The following is an 18752-nucleotide window of genomic DNA, read 5'->3' on the forward strand; positions in this document are numbered from 1 at the left end:
GGGGTGGGAAAGCCGCTTTGGAGCGAGCTGAAAAAGCAGATATTTCTTGGTCTGGATGAGTTTGTGGAACGGCACCAGTCAGAGTTGGGTGATGAGAAGAGGGACTTGTCAGAGATCCCGTTGAAGCCGCGAAGAGATAAAGCCAAAACACTGGAGGAGTACGAGAGGGAGGCAAGCTCACGCGATGAGGCGATTGCAGCGGCATTCAACAGCGGAGCCTATACCCAGAAACAGATAGGTGAGCATTTTGGGTTGCATTACTCCCGGGTAAGCAGGATAGTGGCAAAAGGCAAGACCTGACCCTGAGAGTAGGTCGGAAAGAGAGAAACCAGAGATGGCATATTTGATGTAGATTTAAATCGTATTGGGGATTAGCTTTGAACGACACTAAAAACCCTTGTTGGGTTACAAGGGGTAAAACAATAAAGCAACTTATTTTGGAACTTCAGACTTTTGAAAACCAAAATTTAAAGGTTGAGATTTCATTAGATGGAGGAGAGAGTAGTAAACCTATAAGCATTGTTCGAAAACGAGGCTCTGTATGTATGCTTGTTAATAGTGAGTTAGAGTAACCCGAGAAGCGATTGGGGTCAGGTTGTAGTGGTCAACTAAAATTGGGATTGTGACAGGTGTTGTTCCTACTAATGAGTATGACTTCATTCCAACTGGAGTAAGAAAAGATAGCTTGAAGGATTTTAAAGGCTGAGTGTTAACTTGTAGCTCTGGGTTATTTAAAAGGGGAGTCTTTGGTGAAGAAGAGTAGGCTTGTACTAATAGTGTTTGTTGCCTTTTGGGCTTTTTTCCCTGTATTTAAAGGTGAGTTAATCAGTTTTAACACTGAAAGTCAGGAACAAGCTAAGTACTTTGAATCAATGTCAGGTAAGGATGTGATGACTGAGGATGAGTTTGCTGAATATAAGGCCAGAGCATACACATATAAAGAACAAAGAGATAAAGTGCGAGATGACAATGTACTCAATGTGTTTACTTTGATGCTAATTTATCTTGCTTTCTCCTTTGGTGTAATAATTTACTTTGTACGGCAGAGGTCATTTTATACGGCGGTGCTAATGTCTTTGTTCGCTTTGATTGCTTTTGTTGTCTAATGGGGGCGCCCTATTGACCCCGCTTCTCTGCTTTTAGATGTTTATTTAGCCTCTGCCAGAGTGATCTGGCAGGGGCTTTTTTCTGTGCCGGGATCTTCATCTTGCTCACTTTGAGGTATGCATCGCGTATTTTATAAAATCCAACTTTAGTCAGGATTAAAGCATCTCCGAAGTGGGGTAGTCTGGATTCAGATTTCTTAACTTCGCGGAGCAAAAATGAACCTGAAAGTAATTGGTTGTTGTCTGGGACTGGTTGGATTCAGCGCATACGCAAATCAGGAACTGGCAGAGCAGTTTGAAACCAACATCAAGCCACTTGTCCGTTATCAGGGAGAGGAGACGCCCGCTTTCACCATTTTGGAACGGATGGAAGAGTACAAAATCCCCGGGGTGAGTATTGTGGTGATAGAAAACGGAGAGATCGTACTGGCGAAAGGGTACGGGGTGAAAAGCCAGGCCACACAGGAGCCGGTTGATGAGAATACCCTGTTCCAGGTGGCCTCAATCAGTAAACCGGTCACCGCCGTGATGGCTTTGCAGCAGGTTGAACGCGGAAGACTCTCCCTTTATGAGCCTGTATCGAAGCATATTGATGACTGGGGCGAAGGCACACTGAACAACGAAGTCACCATTTCTGGTTTGATTTCGCATACCGCAGGATACGACAATCCTATGTATCTGGGGTATGAACCGGAGGGGACGGAAAAAGGCTTCGTTGACTGGGTAAAAAGCTGGTTTGAACCTGATATGCCTGATCTTCTGGGGAGCTTAAAAGGCGAAGGTATCAGCCATGCCGTGGTACTTGATGAAGCGGCCATAGGTCAGTGGAAGTATGCTGGCGGTGGATACTCGATACTGCAGTATCTGCTCGAACAAACCACCGGAAAAAGCTTTGATGAGCTGGCCAAAACAGAGGTGCTTGAGCCGCTCAATATGACCAATTCGACGTTTGACCAGGCCGGTGTCGCCGGAAAGTACCAGAATCTGGCCCATGCACACATTGATGGTGAAGAGATTCAGGGGTTGTGGCGGGTTCATCCTGAGAAAGCTGCGGCAGGTCTTTGGACCACTCCCACGGACCTGGGTAAGTTTGTGATTTCTCTCCAGGCGGCGCTGGACGGGGGGGACGGGAAGGTGGTTTCGAATGAGACGGCCAGGCTGTTACTCCAGAGCGTGAATGGCTTTGCCGGGCACGGGGTATTTGTGCAAAACCAGGGCACGGAACGCTATTTTCATCATGGCGGGATCAACTACGGTATGGAGTCGCACTTTGTCGCTTACGAGCAGGGTGGAAAGGCTGCGATCGTTCTGACCAATGGTAACCGTGGGGATGGACTTGCACTGGAGATCCTTCATTCGATTGCAGAAACGTACGACTGGCAAAACTATAAATACGGGCTGCATCAAGCGGAGCGGGTGGCAGCAGATACGCTGCGTACATACGTGGGCACCTATGAGTTTGAAAGTGGCTTTGAAATGGAAGTCACCGAGGCTGATGGCGTGCTGTTTGTTCAGGGCGAGGGGCAGGATAAGTTTGCCGTCTATCCTTCTGATGAGGTGACTTTCTTCCCGACACAGTTTTACTCCCGGTTTGTGTTTAAGAAAGACTCAGAGGGGAATGTCAGCGGTGTCGAGCAGCTGTGGACAGGAGGAAGCTGGATCAAAGCCAGCAAGCTTTGAGCAAAAAACGGGAGGCCGTAACCAGGCGGCCTCTTTGAAGGCGGACAGAGCAGAAAGGCCAGTATTGAAGCGGTCCAGACGAGAGCTAAGCCGCAGTTCTGGCTTGATCTTCTGATGGTTTAATTTGTTGTTGAACCTATCACTGAAAAGCAGTAGGTTAACTGACTGGTCCTAAAACAAATATAGGCTCTCTATGTCCCGGTTTCGTCCTTGCTTAGCTGTGTACCTGATACTAAAGAAAAACGACTCAATTCTGCTTATGCGCCGTCATAACACCGGATATGAGGATGGAAAACTGTCCCTGCCTGCAGGTCATGTTGATGAGGGGGAGTCGGCCATTGATGCCATGGTCAGAGAAGCGAAGGAAGAAATTGGGGTGACCATCAATCCTGAACAGCTGGAACTGGTCTATACGCTGCACAGGAAATCCGTGAACGATGTCTATGTGGATCTCTGGTTCATGTGTGAGGACTTTAGTGGTAATCCCAGGAACATGGAGCCACATAAGTGCTCTGAACTTTTGTGGTCTGATGAAGAACACCTGCCTGATGATCTGCAGGAGACGGTCAAAAAGGTGTTGTGTGACTACAGGGAAAATTCCTACGGAGATATGGGCTTATAGTCAGAGCAGACATCTGTATCAAAACCGGAATCGACATGACGTTGTGGACTGAACTACTCATCTGAGAAATAGCGCTCAATAATAACCGAGTAGGTCCCATCCTGCTTCATCGAACCAAGCGCCATATCGAGTTTATCGCGCAGCCCCGCATGGTTGCGCTTTTTGGAAAACGCGATATAGCTGGCGGTGGACTGAATAGCGGGCGAGAGGGTCCTGAATCTGTTGGTCAGACCGAGCTCTTTCGCCACATCCAGACCACCGAAGGTGTTGTTTATCCAGATATCCACCCGGCCCCGCTCAAGCATTTGGGCGCATTGACCTGCACTACTGGTTTGCTCAATTTTGCTTATAACCCCATTCACTACAGCCTGGTCAAACAGCTCACCATAGCTGACTTTATTGACCACACAAAACCGATACTGGCTCAGTGCCTCCAGTCGGCCATCAAACCCGATGGTACTGTCATTGAGGGTAAACAGGGAAATGGTCTGCTCAAAAAGGATCTGCTGACTGTAATCGGCAAAGATCTCCCGGTCATCATTCTTAAAGATTGTGTAGATGGCATCTGCCTGGCCGGTTTCGATGTAGAGCAGAGCCCTGGCCCAGGGGAGTACCTGAATGGAGACCGGCTGGTCTACACGTCTGAATGCTTCGCGGATCACCTCTGTGGCGATACCTTCGACTTTCCCCTCTGCAGACATCACGTAAGGCGGGTACTCCAGCGTCACCAGCTTGAGTGGCGCTGCCCTGCTGCCTGCCGTTGCAAACAGGCACAAAAGGCTGAGCCATAATCCGCTATATTTTCGCAGCAGGCACATCAGTATTTACCCCACTGGCAATCAGATCTGTTTTTATAAAGTTTAGCTGACGGGTGAGAAAGCACACAGCCGACGGGATTCAGGGTATCGGCAGAGAGTAAAATGGGGATGGCTCAGAATCGAGAGATACAGGCCAGAGTATGCCTCTGGCCCGTGTTTGGTTCAGCCGGCGTAAGCGAGAGTTATTTCCCGTAACCGCTGCTTCTCAGTATCGCTGATAAAGCTGCCTTCAATGGCGTTGAGGGTAAACAGTTTCAGCTCATCATTGGTCAGCTCGTGGCTTTGAGCAACGGCGAGAAAATTGTCGGTCATGTAACCGCCAAAATAGGCCGGATCGTCGGAGTTGATGGTGACACACAGCCCCTTTCTGAGCAGGGTAGCAATATTGTGCTGTGCCATGTCGTTAAACACTTTCAGTTTAATGTTGGATAAAGGGCAGACCGTCAGCGGGATCTGTTTTTCAGCCAGCAACTTCATCAGTTGTTCGTCGTCGTGGCAGCGAACCCCGTGGTCGATACGGGAAACGCTGAGCAGCGAAAGACTGTTGTAAATATTGCTGACCGGCCCCTCTTCACCGGCGTGGGCCACGGTAAGAAAGCCCTCCTCAAGTGCTTTGGCGAACACCCGGGCAAACTTCTCCGGCGGATGCCCAAGCTCGGAAGAATCAAGGCCAACGGCAATGATTTTATCTTTGTGCCCAAGTGCCTGTTCCAGGGTCTGAAAAGCCGACTCTTCGTCTAAATGACGCAGGAAACACAGAATGAGCTGGCTGCTGATCCCAAGTTTTTCCTGCCCGTCTTTCAGCGCCCGGTGGATGCCATTGATGACGGTATCAAAGGTGATGCCACGTTCGGTATGAGTCTGAGGATCAAAGAAGATTTCGGTATGTATGACGTTATCTTTTTGACAGCGCAGCAGGTAAGCCCAGGTCAGATCATAGAAATCCTGCTCCTGGATCAGCACGTTGGCCCCCTGATAATAGATGTCCAGAAATGACTGCAGGTTGCTGAACTGATAGGCCGCCCGGACAGCTTCAGGAGAGTCAAAAGGAAGACAGAGGTGATTGCGCTGAGCAAGGCTGAACATCAGTTCAGGTTCGAGTGTGCCTTCAATATGCAGGTGGAGCTCAACTTTGGGTAAGTTCTGGATAAACTGGCTCTGGTTCATCTTGCCTCCTTTTAATTGTATTCATATTTGGCGTTATGCAGAGCGTTGGGGATTGTGCTGCCTCCCGGTTTGCAGGAGATTTATTATTAGTATAGTCAAAGCCTTGCCGCCGGGCTGGGTATAAGGAAAGAAGGGGACATTGATTCATACAGCCAGGTTTCTGGTTCTTGCTGACCGCTTTGAGGTCCCCCCTGTAATCATCAGAGTTCCATTCACTACCTGTATCAGCAGGGTAACCAAACTCCATACTGAAACGCTGGTTCATTTTGTGATCGATTGCATGAAACCAGCACAACATCCTGATCAAGCTCACAGTGAGAAGATAAAGCAAACGTTTGTTTGCGTTTTATAAACTACTGTATCGATCTAATTGAAACGGCGTTGCATTTTGATTGTTCCATGCAGAATGGCTGTTTCGTCTTCCTGAATCCAATTTACATGGAGTTTCATTTGAACAAGTTAAAACTATCACTGGTTGCCGTATCAGTACTGGCTGTGCTTGGGTGCAATGACCAAACTGCGCAGGACAATGCGCAGGTTGAGACCGATCAGGGCGACCAACAGGTTGTTGATAAAGTCAATGATTTTGAAGTCGTGCGCAAAAATATGCTGGTTGGTTTTGTTGAAAGACAAGCCCGGTTTGCTAACGGTGAAGGCATGACCGTACAGGTTAAAGCACAGGAACTGGTTGATACCATGCTGGCTGATGGCAGCTGGGAAGGGATTGATTATACAGCGACGTCTTCAGCGAACTGGACCCCGAAAATCCATCTTAATAACATGCGCATGATTGCATCGGCGTACACAGAAACGCAGGATGACGCGTTTGCAGAGGCCGTTGTCCAGGCGATGAACTTCTGGATTGACGCTAGGCCGACAGCTCACTGGTGGTGGGAAGATATCGGCAAGCCACAGTTTCTGGGTGAAGTCGCCCTGATGCTGGGTGATCGTATGCCCTTGCATCAGCGTTTTAGCATCGCAAACATTATGCCCATTACGCCAGGGGTAAGACCGAGCGACGGCGCAGTACAAAGTGGCGGTAACCGCAGCGATATTAACCTTGGTGTTATTTACCGCGGTCTTCTGACTCAGGACGATGCGATTGTTGATGCTGCGATCCGTGATATGGAAAAAGCGACGGCCTTTACCGATAAAGACGGTGTTCAGGAGGACTTCTCCTTCCACTCTCATGGTCCTCAGCTTTACAGCGCTGGTTATGGTGAAGTGTGGTTTAACGCGACGCTGCGTATTGCTCATATTGTTCGTGACTCCAAATGGAAGTTCAGCCAGGAGCAGTCAGAGATACTGGCGTCTTTCTTCCTTGACGGCTGGCGATGGATGCAGCGTGGTGAGCGCCTGGACTACAACGTCTGGGGCCGTGGCCTGAGCCGGCCGAAAAACGATCTGACACCACTCAGCGAACTGGCGGATGTTGATCCAAACAGCGTATTTAACAGCATGGACCATGTTGCTGAGCTGGTGCCTTCCCGCGCAGCAGAAGCCATGGCATTTAAGAATCATGTACTGGGTGCCCGGAAAGGCGCGCCGTCTGGTCTGAATGGTTTTAAACACTTCTGGCGCAGTGATTACTCCACCAAGATGACCGATGGTCACTTCTTTGGAATCCGGATGAACTCAAAGCGAACCGAGCCGAATGAGACCGGTAACGGTGAAAACATGCAGGGTTACTGGCTGGGCTTTGGCAGTACCTTCCTGGAGCAGCGGGGTGATGAGTACCATAACATCTTCCCGGTATGGAACTGGAAGATGATTCCGGGTGTAACGGCACCGGAATATCAGGGGCCATCTGGCTCGTGGGGTATCATCATGCAGCCGGATGTTTCATTTGTTGGCGGCGTGACGGATGGTAAGTACGGTGTAACTACCATGGACATGAACCTCACGACCCTGCGCGGCAAAGCGGGTGAGTTCAATACTCAGGCGAAAAAGTCCTGGTTCAGCTTTAAAGATGAGATTGTGGCGCTCGGTGCGGGCATTTCTTCTACTTCCGCTGAAAATGTAAATACCACCCTTAACCAGACCCTGCTTAACGGGACGGTAACCGTTGACGGTGTTGAGTTTGCCAATGGTTCGCATGATGTCAGCGGTGCTGGCTGGGTACACCATGATGGTGTGGGTTATATCTTCCCGCAAAATGGTGCGCGTAACCTGTCTAACCAGACCCAGACCGGTAACTGGAAGCTGATCCGCAGTGGTTCATCTGCCGATCCGGTTTCCAAAGATGTCTTTACCCTGAGCGTCAGCCATGGCATTAAGCCGAATGGAGCGGATTACCAGTACATCATCGTACCGGGTCAGACTCCGGAGCAGACCGGTACCTATGAGCAGGCTCTGCCGGTAACAGTACTGGCGAACACGGCGACGACCCAGGCGGTACGTCATGCTGACCTCGGTGTTACGGGTATCGTGTTCCATCATGCCGGAACGATTCAGATCAGCGACGACCTGACTGTATCTGTCGATCAGCCAGCCGTGATTCTGGTTGATGAGAGTGGTGCAGAGCCGGTTGTTTCTGTCTCAACACCGGACAAAGCGTATGCGGAAGTGAACCTGACCCTTGATTCAAAAGCCAAAGGTCAGTCAGTGACTCAGATGGTGATAACTCATGGCCGTACCCAACAGCTGGGTAACAGCGTGACCTTTTCGTTCTATCAGGGGGCAGAAGAGAGCAACCAGGCGTTCAGGGATGAGATTAAGCAGGCAGAAGCTGATGCGGCGGCAGAAGCGGAAGCTGAGCAAAACTCGGAAGAAGCTCAGCAGGCAGCAGCCGAAGCCGAGGCCAAAGAGATTGCTGAGGCGCGCCTTCAAATTGAACAGGCGCTGGCAAATGGCGGGGTAAACCTGGCCGTTGTTGGTGATGGTCATGTGCGTAATGGTTCGTCTGCAGACGGGAACTTCGGTGCAGCCTCTTATATGGGCGTGGAAAACCATGCGGATAATCCGGCTCTGGAATACCGCGCGGTGCTGAACTTTGATGCAACCGGTCTGGCGGGGATTAATGCAACCTCAGCCAAACTGAAACTGCACCTGAAAAAAGTGGTAGACCGTGATGATACGGTACGTGACAAACCAATCCGCCTGCAGGCATTTGGCTTTGTGGCTCCGGAAGGCTGGTCTGAAAAGACGATGACCTGGAACACGCTGCCGGACCTGACTGGTGCACCGTCTTCGAACATTCTGACCCTGACAGAAAGCCAGATCGATGAGCCGATTGAGCTGGATGTTACTGACATCGTCAATAACTATGGTGACAGCCGTAATCTGAACGTGGTTCTGGTGAACATTGATGAGAAAGGTAAGGGCGGCTTTATCCACATCGCCAACCGTGAGGAAGAGGTGAATGGTGTCGCCGGTGCCCGTGCAGCGAGCCTTGAAATTCAGGGTGAACTGAAAGGCACTCTGAGCAAAGAGATCACCGTGACTTCGGTTAAAGATGGTTTTGTGCAGGGTGGTGGTACTGAAAACAACAACTACGGTACCAACTCATACATGCAAATCATGAGCGGTACCGGCAGCCACCACCGTCGTGTTTACCTCAGCTTTGATGTGAGTGAGCTGGGTACGGACACAGTTACTTCCGGTAAGTTGCGTATGTTTATGCGAAATCTGGTTGTGCAGGATGGTTATCCAAACCTCACCGTTCAGGTATTGTCGATTAACGACAGCTGGGAAGAGAAAACCCTGACCTGGGCTAACCAGCCGGATCTGACGGGCGCGGTGAAATCAGACATCACTAACTTCACTATGGACGACAAAGGTACGGAAGTAGAGCTCGATATTACCGGTCTGGTAAACCAGCTGGCGGGTAAGAAGACCCTGGAGCTGGTGCTGATCAACCCGGAAGAGGGCAACCCAAACCTTATCGTATTTAACTCAAAAGAGGGAACAACGATTAAGCCGACTCTGATCCTGAAATAAGACCGGAGTAAAGTAATCAAAAGGAGGGGCAACCCTCCTTTTTGGTGCTAAACCTCAACCAGATCACTTTGCAACTGTCCAACCAGTACCTTCAGTGCACCGTCCAGGCAGTCATATTGTTGTGCTTTTCCAAGTACCCTGATCCCCTGGGTTTGCAGGACCAGAAACCGGCTCAGCTGGTGGATGTCGGTACCATCTTTTAGCCTTCCCCGGGTCAGGTCATTATTCAGGGCACAGTAAAAAGCTTCGTCCAGCGCTTTGTAGAGCGCGTCCCCGCTTTGCAGAACTCCTTCATCATTGTGTGCGCGTTCCAGTATCGCGTTTTGCAGGAAACAGCCGCATTTCTGCTCCCGCTGTAGCAGTGCAAACTGAGTGATGAAGTCAATGATCTGCTCTGTTCCAGCCTCACTGGTTTTGAGTGCCTCCAGTGCTGGCAGAGAGATGTGATGGAGATAATACTCCAGTGCTTCGCGGTACAGGGTCTCTTTATCGGTATAGGCGTTATACAGGCTGAAGCGGTTGATCCCCAGATGCTCTACCAGATCTGCCACGGATGTGTCGGCATAGCCTTTGTGCCAAAACAGCTCCATTGCTGAAATCAGCTTTTCCTGCCGGTCGAAGTTCTTTGTTCTTGCCACCGTTTCCTCACTTGCCCCGGTCTTTATTTCGGAACATTCGTTCAGAAAATACCAGAGTTATTATTGACCAATCGTTCTGTTATGTTTAGATTGTAATCTGAACGTTCGTTCTGATAAAGGAAGTATAATGAAAATTTACCAACTTGCTCCAACACCAAGCAGCAAACGGGTCAGCATTTTTCTGGCAGAGAAAGGCATTGAAGTGGAAAGGCATGAAATAGATATACGCGGAGGTGAAAACCTCAGCAAAGCGTTTCGCGCCATCAGCGTCAATGGCCGCGTTCCGGTGCTGGAGCTGGATGACGGAACAACAATTTGTGAATCGGTGGCGATCTGTCGCTATTTTGAAGCTCTGTATCCGTTAAAGACTCCGTTGTTTGGCCGGACTCCAAAAGAGCAGGCCGAAGTGGAAATGTGGCAGCGTATTGTCGAACTGCAGGGGCTGTATGTGGCTTTTCAGGCGTTTCGCAATATCACCGGCATTTATGCAGACCGTGAAACCTGTGTCGAGGCCTGGGGACATGAATCGCGTCAGCGCGTGATTGATTTTCTGCCGACACTGGAAAATCAGCTGAGCTCATCAGCTTATATCGCCGGGGACTTCTTTAGTATTGCTGACATTACCGCGTTCGTATTTGTGGAGTTCATTGCCAATCTGGATATTCAGGTGGGTGAGGATTTTCCGGAGCTGAAGAAGTGGAAGGAACGCATTTCTGAGCGCCCATCCATCAGCCAGCTTTGATAAAAAAGGAAGCTAATCATGATTGAGTTGTACACGGCGGCCACACCGAATGGTCATAAGATTTCCATAGCCCTTGAAGAGATGGGGCTGGACTACCGGGTTCACGCGCTGGATCTTTCTGCTCTGGAGCAGAAACAACCGGAGTTTCTGGCGATTAATCCCAATGGTCGTATCCCGGCTATCATCGACCGGGACAATGAGGACTTTGTCGTTTTTGAGTCCGGGGCGATTTTGATCTATCTGGCTGAAAAAACCGGACAGTTCTTTCCAACTGATGCCAAACAGCGTTCTCAGGTGCTGCAGTGGCTGATGTTTCAGATGGGAGGCGTAGGGCCGATGATGGGTCAGGCGAATGTGTTTTATCGCTACTTCCCTGAAAAGATCCCGGCGGCAATCGCGCGTTACCAGGGGGAGGGAAGACGTCTTTTTGAAGTGATGAATGCTCAGCTGGCCACGAAGCGATATCTGGCTGGTGATGAGTACAGCATTGCGGATATGGCGACCTGGCCCTGGGCCCGGATTCACGAGTGGAGCGGGGTCAGTATCGAAGGGCTGGCGCACCTGCAAAGATGGCTTGATGAGCTGGCTTCCAGACCGGCCTGCCAGAAAGGGATATTAACTCCCGCACCATCAGAACTTTCCGCAGAGGAGCGGGCAGAAAAAATCCGCCAGATGGTGACCCGCTAAATGCAGGCCCGATGGCTTCTTAAATGGGCCATCGGGTATTTTGGGTGTCAGGCTTTTTTCACATACTTCGCCGTTACCATCATCTCGCCAGCGCCGTCCAGCTTGCAGTCCAGCTGGTGGTCCTTACCTTCGACGATGCGGCGGATCACCGCTTTGGTACCGATTTTGAGTACCTGCGAGCTGCCCTTAACTTTCAGGTCTTTGATAAGGGTAACCTTGTCGCCTTCACTCAGGCGGGTACCGTTTACATCTTTAATCGCGTTACGTTCTGCTTCAGCCTCGGCTTCGGCCGGGTTCCACTCGTAAGCGCATTCCGGGCAGACCAGGTTGTCCTGATCCTGGTAAACGTATTCAGACTGACATTGCGGGCATGGGGGCAGGGACATAGTTCTATACCTTGGTGAAATTGGTTTGACGTCTATGGTACTGAGTCCGCATGGTCATAGCGAGCAGAAATTCACAGCCAGTCCCGGGGGCTGGCTGTGTGTATGTATGGTTAGTGTGGCTGCTGAGTGTTAACGGTTTTCTGCGACCAGGAACTGCTCGTAGGTGAAATCGTCATTGAGTTCGTAATAGCGCAGGTCCGCTTCAATTTCACACGGTTCCTGAGCGTTATCCCGGACCAAACTATGCCCGTCTACTTCAATGGTTTTCCTGCTCAGAATGATAAAGTCATCACCGTGGTAACGAATGATGAGACAGTCCGGATACAGTGTTTCGAGTCTGCGTGCCAGTCCGTTCAGCAGCTCGTTGCCTTTATCCCAGCCATGCTCCTGGTTATAGGCTGAGAAGTGATGCAGGTCGATAAGTGTCAGGCTGCGATACGGGTGACGCTTACCATTGAGCGTGATGTGCAGATAGTCTTCGTTATACAGCCCGGTAAGAGAGTCCTGGAAGAAATAAGCCATCCGGCGCTGCTCCAGCTCAGAAGACGGCATCTGGCTGGTGTGGGACAGGTCGGTCTCTTTGAGTACCCGCAGGGCTATTTCAGCCACTTCCGGGTGGAACTGGCTGCCGCTCTGCCCGCGGATCTCTTCCAGTGCCTCGGGGATGGACTTGCGGGGTTTGTATATCCGGTTAGTGGTCATGGCATCAAACGCATCTGCGACGATCATGATGTGAGCAAGCATCGGGATTTGATTGGGTGAGGAGGTGGCCGGATAACCATGGCCATCGTACCTTGCGTGGTGGAAGCGAATGATTTTTGCCAGGTCGTGATACATTTCAATCCGTTCCAGCATTTGCGCACCAACCTCAGAATGCTGCTTGATCAGTTCGTATTCGAATGGTGTCAGCCTGCCGGGCTTTAGCAGTATGGCATCGGGGGTGGCGACTTTGCCGATGTCGTGCAGGATGGCTGCTTTTTCAAGCCGGTTGATCTCTTCGTGACTGAGACCCATCTCGCGGCCCATCAGGGCACAATAGTGTGCTACCCGGATGGTGTGACCGGCGGTATAGGTATCACGTTGCTCGATGATGTTTACAAAGGCAAGGATGGTCTCTTCATAGTTTGCGATGCGCTGGCGCTCCATGTTGGCGATCAGCTCTTTTTGATCATGGGTGTAGAGGGCGATGCCAATATCGTGTGCCATGTTTTCCAGAATATGCAGCTCTTCATCTTCAAATCCGTCTTTTTGGGCACAGAACACGGTGATCAGGCCATAGAGGGTCCGCTCGTCGCCAAAAACCAGCGGCAGGACGATAAACCATTGTGCGCTTGGGTGGAGCAGTTCTGTGCCGGCGGGCAGCTCTTCAACATGGTAGTGACGTGATTCGATAACAGCGTTCATCGCTGCCAGAACCGCCGGGTGAGAAGTCAGGCTTCTGAGGGAAGCGACTTCGCTGGCCGGGCCAACTCCGCCGGAGGCTGACTGGCTGACAAACTCAATCAGATCGTTACGAACCAGAGCTGCAGACACAAACGGATAGGCGTTGTTCTCTGCCAGTTTCCGGGTGCTTGATTCCAGCAGGTGGCGTACAGAGTATGAGGAGATCAGGATTTCGTTGACCTCAGTGATGATCTGCAGGACGTTTTTCAGGTGTTGCTCATAGGCCAGCGACGAGTTGAGCTTTTCAGTACGCTGCTTCACTTTTTTCTCCAGCGACTCGTTGAGTCGGGTTACCACTTCCTGGTGGGAGTGAAGCAGGTGAATGAAGGCAAAGGTGATCACCAGCATGATCACCGCGATAATGATGGTGCTTCTCTGATCCTGACGGGCTTTATCAGCGATGATGGCCGTTTGCTGCTGATAAATCTCAGACGGCATACTGACCCGGATCCCGCCACGAATGTCACCCTCTTTGTATCCCTGCACGGCGTGGCAGGCCAGGCAGCTTTTGCCTGCGGTCAGCGAGCCCATAAAGTCAAACTTGTTCTCCTCCCCGTTGAAGCGATAGTAGTATTTCTGGTCTTTGTTGAACTCAAAGTACTGCAGGGCCTCCTGTTCAAAGGCATCGGGTTTGTTGCCCGGGTTGAGCGGCTTCAGGCTGGTGATTTTGAATTTATAGCTGGTTTGCGCGTTGGAGATATCCGAGATCTGGCGGGTCATCCAGGCCGGGTTGATTTTTATCAGCCTGCGGCCATCTTCCAGTATCAGGTGATTGTTCTTCAGGTAAGGGTTGGGTTCCAGTTTGCCCTGGTCAAACACATACACACCGCCATGCTGTGAGTTCCACTGACGGGTGTCCTGAATGCTTTTGAAGTGTGCTTTGGCCTCCTGCAGCAGTTGTTCCTGAAGCAGGGTTTGCTGGGCGGTTCTGGAAGCGGATATTTGGCCAAACGCATAAAGAATGAATGCCACGGTCAACAGCAGCGTGAACAGCTGTAATACACGTTTTAATGTCAGATTGCTCATAACTATACCTAACCAGCAGCGTTTGATTATTTGTTGTGTTGCATACACCTGCTGTTTTAAGTCTAGCTTTGATTTGGTTTTGTGGAGAGAAAAATGGCAAATGTTTTAATCAAACAGAGAGCGTGAATACTCTCTGTTATCTGCTGTGCCGGTAAGCCCCGTTGACAAGATAAATACCCTGGCTGCGGCACTGGGCCCTGAGGTCGAGCAGGGTGGTATGGGTCAGCAGAATGGTAAACAGGTTGTACAGCCCGCAGGAAATCAGTAACCCGGCAGAGATGATGCTCATCATGGAGATAGAGGAAGCCAGCATGAGTGTTGCGCTGATAAATATCAGCATGGATGAGACTGCCAGATTGGTTTCCCTGCTGATGAGTCTGCATAATTCCTGTGATTCCAGATGCTCAATACGGACTTTGCTGCAAAGCGGTCCGGGTTTGAAGCTAAGGGAGCTTCCCTTTTTAGTGTACTTTATATTGTTGATAAATAAGATTTCTTCAATCTGAGATAGCATGATCCATCCTGCCTGAACTGAGTTTCAGGCAGTGTATGTGACTGTAAAAAAGACGCCAGTTTTATAAAACCATTTTTCGAGTCAGATCAAGCAGGATCCGTGAGCAGCGGACCCTGATGGGACTATACCGCCGACAGCGACACCAGGGTTTTGGTGTACTCCTGCTGCGGACTGGCAAACATCTCGGCGGTATTCCCCTGTTCCACCACCTGGCCGTCCTTCAGTACCAGGGTGTAGTGACACAGGGCTTTGACTACGCTGAGATCGTGGCTGATAAACAGGTAGGTGAGGCCGTATTTGGTTTGCAGCGCCTTGAGCAGATCCAGTACCTGGGCCTGCACTGTCCGGTCCAGTGAGGAGGTCGGCTCATCGAGCAGGATAAACTCCGGCTTTAAGATAAGCGCCCGGGCAATAGCAATGCGCTGGCGCTGACCGCCGGAGAACTCATTGGGGTAGCGGTGGCGGGTATCCGGGTCAAGCCCTACTTCTTTCATGGCGTGGCAGATCGCCTCATCCTGCTCCTGCTCTGTCATATCAAAGTGGACTTTCAGGCCCTCCCCGATGATCTGGGCCACTGACATTCGCGGGTTGAGCGCGGAGAACGGGTCCTGGAATACCACCTGCATACGGCGGCGCAGTGGCAGCATCTGTTTACGGTCATGAAGGCCAATCTCCTCCCCATCGAAGCGGATCCCGCCCTCACCGTTAATCAGGCGCAAAATCGCCATCCCGGTGGTGGATTTGCCGGAACCACTCTCGCCCACAAGGCCAATCGTGTGGCCTTTTTGCAGGGTGAAGTTGACGTCCGTCACCGCTTTTACATGGCCCACGGTGCGTTTAAATACCCCGCCGGTTATCGGGAACCAGACCTTGAGCTGGTTGGTTTCGATCAGCGCCGAGGCGTTGTTATCGGCTTCAACCGGCGTGCCGCGCGGGTCGGAGTTGATGAGTTTTTGGGTATAGGGGTGTTCCGGCGCTTCAAAAAGCTGTTTACACGGCGCGGTTTCGACCAGCTGACCGCTTTGCATCACCGCGACTTTGTCGGCTATCTGGCGCACGATACTGAGATCGTGGGTGATAAACAGCATCGCCATGCCCAGCTCTTTCTGAAGGTCTTTCAAAAGGTCCAGGATCTGGGCCTGCACCGAAACATCCAGCGCTGTGGTGGGCTCATCGGCGATCAGCAGTTCCGGCTCGTTGATAAGCGCAATGGCGATCATCACCCGCTGGCGTTCGCCGCCGGAAAGCTCGTGCGGGTAGGCGTTCATTTTCTGCTCCGGGTAGCGGATGCCGACTTTTTTCAGCCACTCCAGTGCGATTTCCCGGGCTTTACTGGTGCGGGTGCCACGGTGGATTTCGAGCATTTCGACCAGCTGACGGCCGATTTTGTGCAGCGGGTTGAGCGAGACCATCGGCTCCTGGAAGATCATCCCAACCCGGCCGCCACGGATCCCGCGCAGCTGACGTTCGGTGCATTGCTGAAGGTCCAGCCCATCGAACATCACCCGGCCATTGAGGTAATGAGTACTGCCACGGGGCAGCAGGCGTAAAATCGCATTGGCGGTGACCGATTTACCCGAGCCACTTTCCCCAACCAGCGCCAGGGTCTCTCCTTTGGCGACCGACAGGCTAACGTTTTGGGTGATCACGTCCAGGTTATCCGGTTTTCCGAATCCGACAGAGAGATTTTCAATAGTAAGCAGTGTCATGGTTACCTCTGCTGATGCGGGTCGAATGCGTCACGGACGGCTTCACCGATAAAGACCAGCAGGCTGAGCATGACAGAAAGAACGACAAAGGCGGAGATCCCAAGCCAGGGCGCCTGAAGGTTGGCTTTACCCTGAGCCAGCAGTTCACCCAGTGATGGTGAGCCGGCTGGCAGGCCAAAGCCAAGGAAGTCGAGCGAGGTCAGGGTGGTGACCGAGCCGGAGAGAATAAACGGCACCATGGTGAGGGTGGCGACCATGGCGTTCGGCAGCATGTGACGGCCGATGATTCGGCTGTCACTCACCCCCAGCGCATGAGCGGCTTTGACATAATCGAAGTTACGACAGCGCAGGAACTCGGCGCGCACAACCCCCACCAGGCTCATCCAGCTGAACAGTACCATGATACCGAGCAGCCACCAGAAGTTGGGCTCGACAAAGCTCGACAATATGATCAGCAGGAACAGGGTCGGCATTCCCGACCAGACTTCGATAAAGCGCTGGCCGAACAGATCCAGTCTGCCACCGTAGTAGCCCTGGCTGGCACCGACTATCACGCCGATAATCGACGAGACAATCGTCAGCGCAAAACCAAACAGTACCGAGATACGAAAACCATAGATGATCCGGGCCAGTACATCCCGGCCCCGGTCATCGGTGCCGAGCAGGTTTACGCTGTCCGGCGGCGCCGGGGCAGGCTGGCTGAGGTTGTAGTTGATGGTGTCGTAGTGAAAGCGCACCAGCGGCCAGATGATGTAGCCATCGGCCTCAATCAGCTCTGCCACATACGGGTCGGTGTAGTCAGCTTCGGTTTCAAACTCGCCGCCAAATTGGGTTTCGGCGTACTCAAATGCGACCGGGTAGTACCAGTCCCCTTTGTAGGAGACCAGCAGCGGTTTGTCGTTGGCAATCAGTTCGGCAAACAGGCTGAGCACAAACAGCAGGGTAAAGGCCCACAGGGAGAGGTAGCCACGTTTGTTGGCTTTAAAGCGTTGCCAGCGCAGAGCAATAAGTGGATTCATCATTACTTACCTGCCTTTCCTGTTGCACGACTCCGGCAGACACTGAACGCAGACACGCATAAACCCATCCATGGGGCTCCACCCGGGCGTCCTGCCCGGGAGGGTCTGCTTATCAGTGTCTGCCTGCGTTTTTTGGGGGATGCAAAAGTCATTTACCTGGCCTCAAAATCAATACGTGGGTCGACCCAGGAGTAGGTCAGGTCGGAGATGATGCTGAGGATCAGTCCCAGCAGCGTCATGATATACAGGGAGCTGAACACCACCGGGTAGTCACGCTGAATGGTGGACTCAAAGCCCAGCAGGCCGATCCCTTCGAGGGAAAACATCACTTCAATCAGCATCGAGCCGGTAAAGAAGATACTGATAAACGCCCCCGGGAAACCGGCGATGATGATCAGCATGGCGTTACGGAAAACGTGTTTGTAGAGAATGCTTTGCTCATCAAGCCCTTTGGCGCGGGCGGTCACCACGTACTGCTTGTTGATCTCATCGAGGAACGAGTTTTTGGTCAGCATGGTCAGGGTGGCAAAGCCACCAATCACCATCGCCAGTACCGGCAGTGCCAGATGCCAGAAGTAATCGATGATTTGATCGAACCAGCTGAGCTGGTCAAAGTTGGAAGACACCAGGCCGCGCAGCGGGAACCAGCTGAAGTAGTTCCCCGAAGCAAACAGGATGATAAGCAGGATAGCAAACAGGAAGCCGGGAATGGCGTAGCCGATGATCACCATGGCGCTGCTCCAGATGTCGAACCGGGAGCCGTGGTGTATGGCTTTCATGATCCCGAGCGGAATGGAAATCAGGTAGATCAGCAGGGTGCTCCATAACCCGAGGGAGACAGAGACCGGCAGCCGCTCAACAATCAGGTCAATCACGTTGCCGTCTTTAAACAGGCTTTCACCGAAGTTAAAGGTGGCGTAGTTCTTCAGCATTTCGAAGTAGCGCACGTGGATCGGCTTGTCGAAACCAAACTGCTTTTTGATCTCCTCGACCACTTCCGGATCCAGCCCGCGTGAGCCGCGGTAGCCGGATGTGGCTTCTGACGGACTTTCTGTCGCCAGCTCTTTTCCGCCTCCGGAGAAGCGTTCCATAATGCCGGACTCCATGCCCTGCATCTGCGCCATCGCCTGTTCTACCGGGCCTCCGGGCGCAATTTGAATCACAAAGAAGTTAATGGTGATGATGGCCCAAAGGGTGGGGATCACCAGCAATAAACGTCGGATGATGTATGCGGTCATAACCTGTGTACTTACCAG

The 18752-nt window shown here is 51.6% G+C and carries 15 protein-coding genes and 1 pseudogene; 7 read left to right on the top strand and 9 right to left on the bottom strand.

Annotation, left to right across the window (positions count from 1 at the left end; translation table 11 throughout):
* The 4 genes and pseudogenes from ACVB80_RS06065 to ACVB80_RS06080 form a co-directional block, all read left to right on the top strand.
* Positions 1–300 (top strand): annotated as a pseudogene (locus ACVB80_RS06065) (addiction module toxin RelE); the annotation flags it as partial.
* Between the two features lie 449 nt (positions 301–749).
* Complete coding sequence (locus ACVB80_RS06070; RefSeq protein WP_481080383.1) at positions 750–1106, top strand: hypothetical protein; 357 nt, start codon at positions 750–752, stop codon at positions 1104–1106.
* Between the two features lie 216 nt (positions 1107–1322).
* A complete protein-coding gene (locus tag ACVB80_RS06075; protein WP_481080384.1) occupies positions 1323–2786 on the top strand; it encodes a serine hydrolase in 1464 nt (487 codons plus the stop codon).
* Positions 2787–3006: 220 nt separating this feature from the next.
* Positions 3007–3408, top strand: a complete 402-nt coding sequence (locus tag ACVB80_RS06080) for an NUDIX hydrolase (protein WP_481080385.1) — start codon at positions 3007–3009, stop codon at positions 3406–3408.
* A gap of 53 nt (positions 3409–3461) precedes the next feature.
* Here the strand turns inward: ACVB80_RS06080 and ACVB80_RS06085 are convergent, their stop codons facing one another.
* Both ACVB80_RS06085 and ACVB80_RS06090 read right to left on the bottom strand, forming a co-directional pair.
* Positions 3462–4184 carry a substrate-binding periplasmic protein gene (locus ACVB80_RS06085; RefSeq protein ID WP_481080386.1) on the bottom strand — a complete coding sequence of 241 codons (723 nt, stop codon included), beginning with the start codon at positions 4182–4184 and terminating at the stop codon, positions 3462–3464.
* Positions 4185–4388: 204 nt separating this feature from the next.
* A complete protein-coding gene (locus ACVB80_RS06090; RefSeq protein WP_481080387.1) occupies positions 4389–5393 on the bottom strand; it encodes an adenosine deaminase in 1005 nt (334 codons plus the stop codon).
* A 450-nt stretch (positions 5394–5843) separates the two neighbouring features.
* On the opposite strand from ACVB80_RS06090, the gene ACVB80_RS06095 reads away from it, so the two are divergent.
* A complete protein-coding gene (locus ACVB80_RS06095; protein WP_481080388.1) occupies positions 5844–9332 on the top strand; it encodes a polysaccharide lyase family 8 super-sandwich domain-containing protein in 3489 nt (1162 codons plus the stop codon).
* A gap of 47 nt (positions 9333–9379) precedes the next feature.
* Here ACVB80_RS06095 and ACVB80_RS06100 read toward each other — a convergent pair whose 3' ends face one another.
* Positions 9380–9970 carry a TetR/AcrR family transcriptional regulator gene (locus ACVB80_RS06100; RefSeq protein ID WP_481080389.1) on the bottom strand — a complete coding sequence of 197 codons (591 nt, stop codon included), beginning with the start codon at positions 9968–9970 and terminating at the stop codon, positions 9380–9382.
* Between the two features lie 127 nt (positions 9971–10097).
* Here ACVB80_RS06100 and ACVB80_RS06105 point away from each other — a divergent pair, with 127 nt between their 5' ends.
* Both ACVB80_RS06105 and ACVB80_RS06110 read left to right on the top strand, forming a co-directional pair.
* Positions 10098–10712 carry a glutathione S-transferase gene (locus ACVB80_RS06105; protein WP_481080390.1) on the top strand — a complete coding sequence of 205 codons (615 nt, stop codon included), beginning with the start codon at positions 10098–10100 and terminating at the stop codon, positions 10710–10712.
* 18 nt (positions 10713–10730) lie between these two features.
* Positions 10731–11399, top strand: a complete 669-nt coding sequence (locus ACVB80_RS06110) for a glutathione S-transferase family protein (RefSeq protein ID WP_481080391.1) — start codon at positions 10731–10733, stop codon at positions 11397–11399.
* Positions 11400–11446: 47 nt separating this feature from the next.
* On the opposite strand, the gene ACVB80_RS06115 is transcribed toward ACVB80_RS06110, so the two are convergent.
* From ACVB80_RS06115 to ACVB80_RS06140, 6 genes are all read right to left on the bottom strand, one after another.
* Positions 11447–11785 carry a zinc ribbon domain-containing protein YjdM gene (locus tag ACVB80_RS06115; RefSeq protein WP_481080392.1) on the bottom strand — a complete coding sequence of 113 codons (339 nt, stop codon included), beginning with the start codon at positions 11783–11785 and terminating at the stop codon, positions 11447–11449.
* 129 nt (positions 11786–11914) lie between these two features.
* The gene (locus ACVB80_RS06120; protein ID WP_481080393.1) at positions 11915–14254 is read right to left on the bottom strand and encodes an HD domain-containing phosphohydrolase; all 2340 of its coding nucleotides are present in this window, start codon (positions 14252–14254) and stop codon (positions 11915–11917) included.
* A 136-nt stretch (positions 14255–14390) separates the two neighbouring features.
* Complete coding sequence (locus ACVB80_RS06125; RefSeq protein ID WP_481080394.1) at positions 14391–14768, bottom strand: hypothetical protein; 378 nt, start codon at positions 14766–14768, stop codon at positions 14391–14393.
* Positions 14769–14890: 122 nt separating this feature from the next.
* A complete protein-coding gene (locus ACVB80_RS06130; RefSeq protein WP_481080395.1) occupies positions 14891–16477 on the bottom strand; it encodes an ABC transporter ATP-binding protein in 1587 nt (528 codons plus the stop codon).
* 2 nt (positions 16478–16479) lie between these two features.
* Positions 16480–17496, bottom strand: a complete 1017-nt coding sequence (locus tag ACVB80_RS06135; protein ID WP_481080768.1) for an ABC transporter permease — start codon at positions 17494–17496, stop codon at positions 16480–16482.
* A gap of 152 nt (positions 17497–17648) precedes the next feature.
* Entirely contained in the window at positions 17649–18734 is a 1086-nt protein-coding gene (locus tag ACVB80_RS06140; RefSeq protein ID WP_481080396.1) for a microcin C ABC transporter permease YejB, read from the bottom strand.
* Positions 18735–18752: the final 18 nt, after the last annotated feature.

It is taken from the genome of Vibrio sp. 9-16B-A1 (assembly GCF_056726165.1).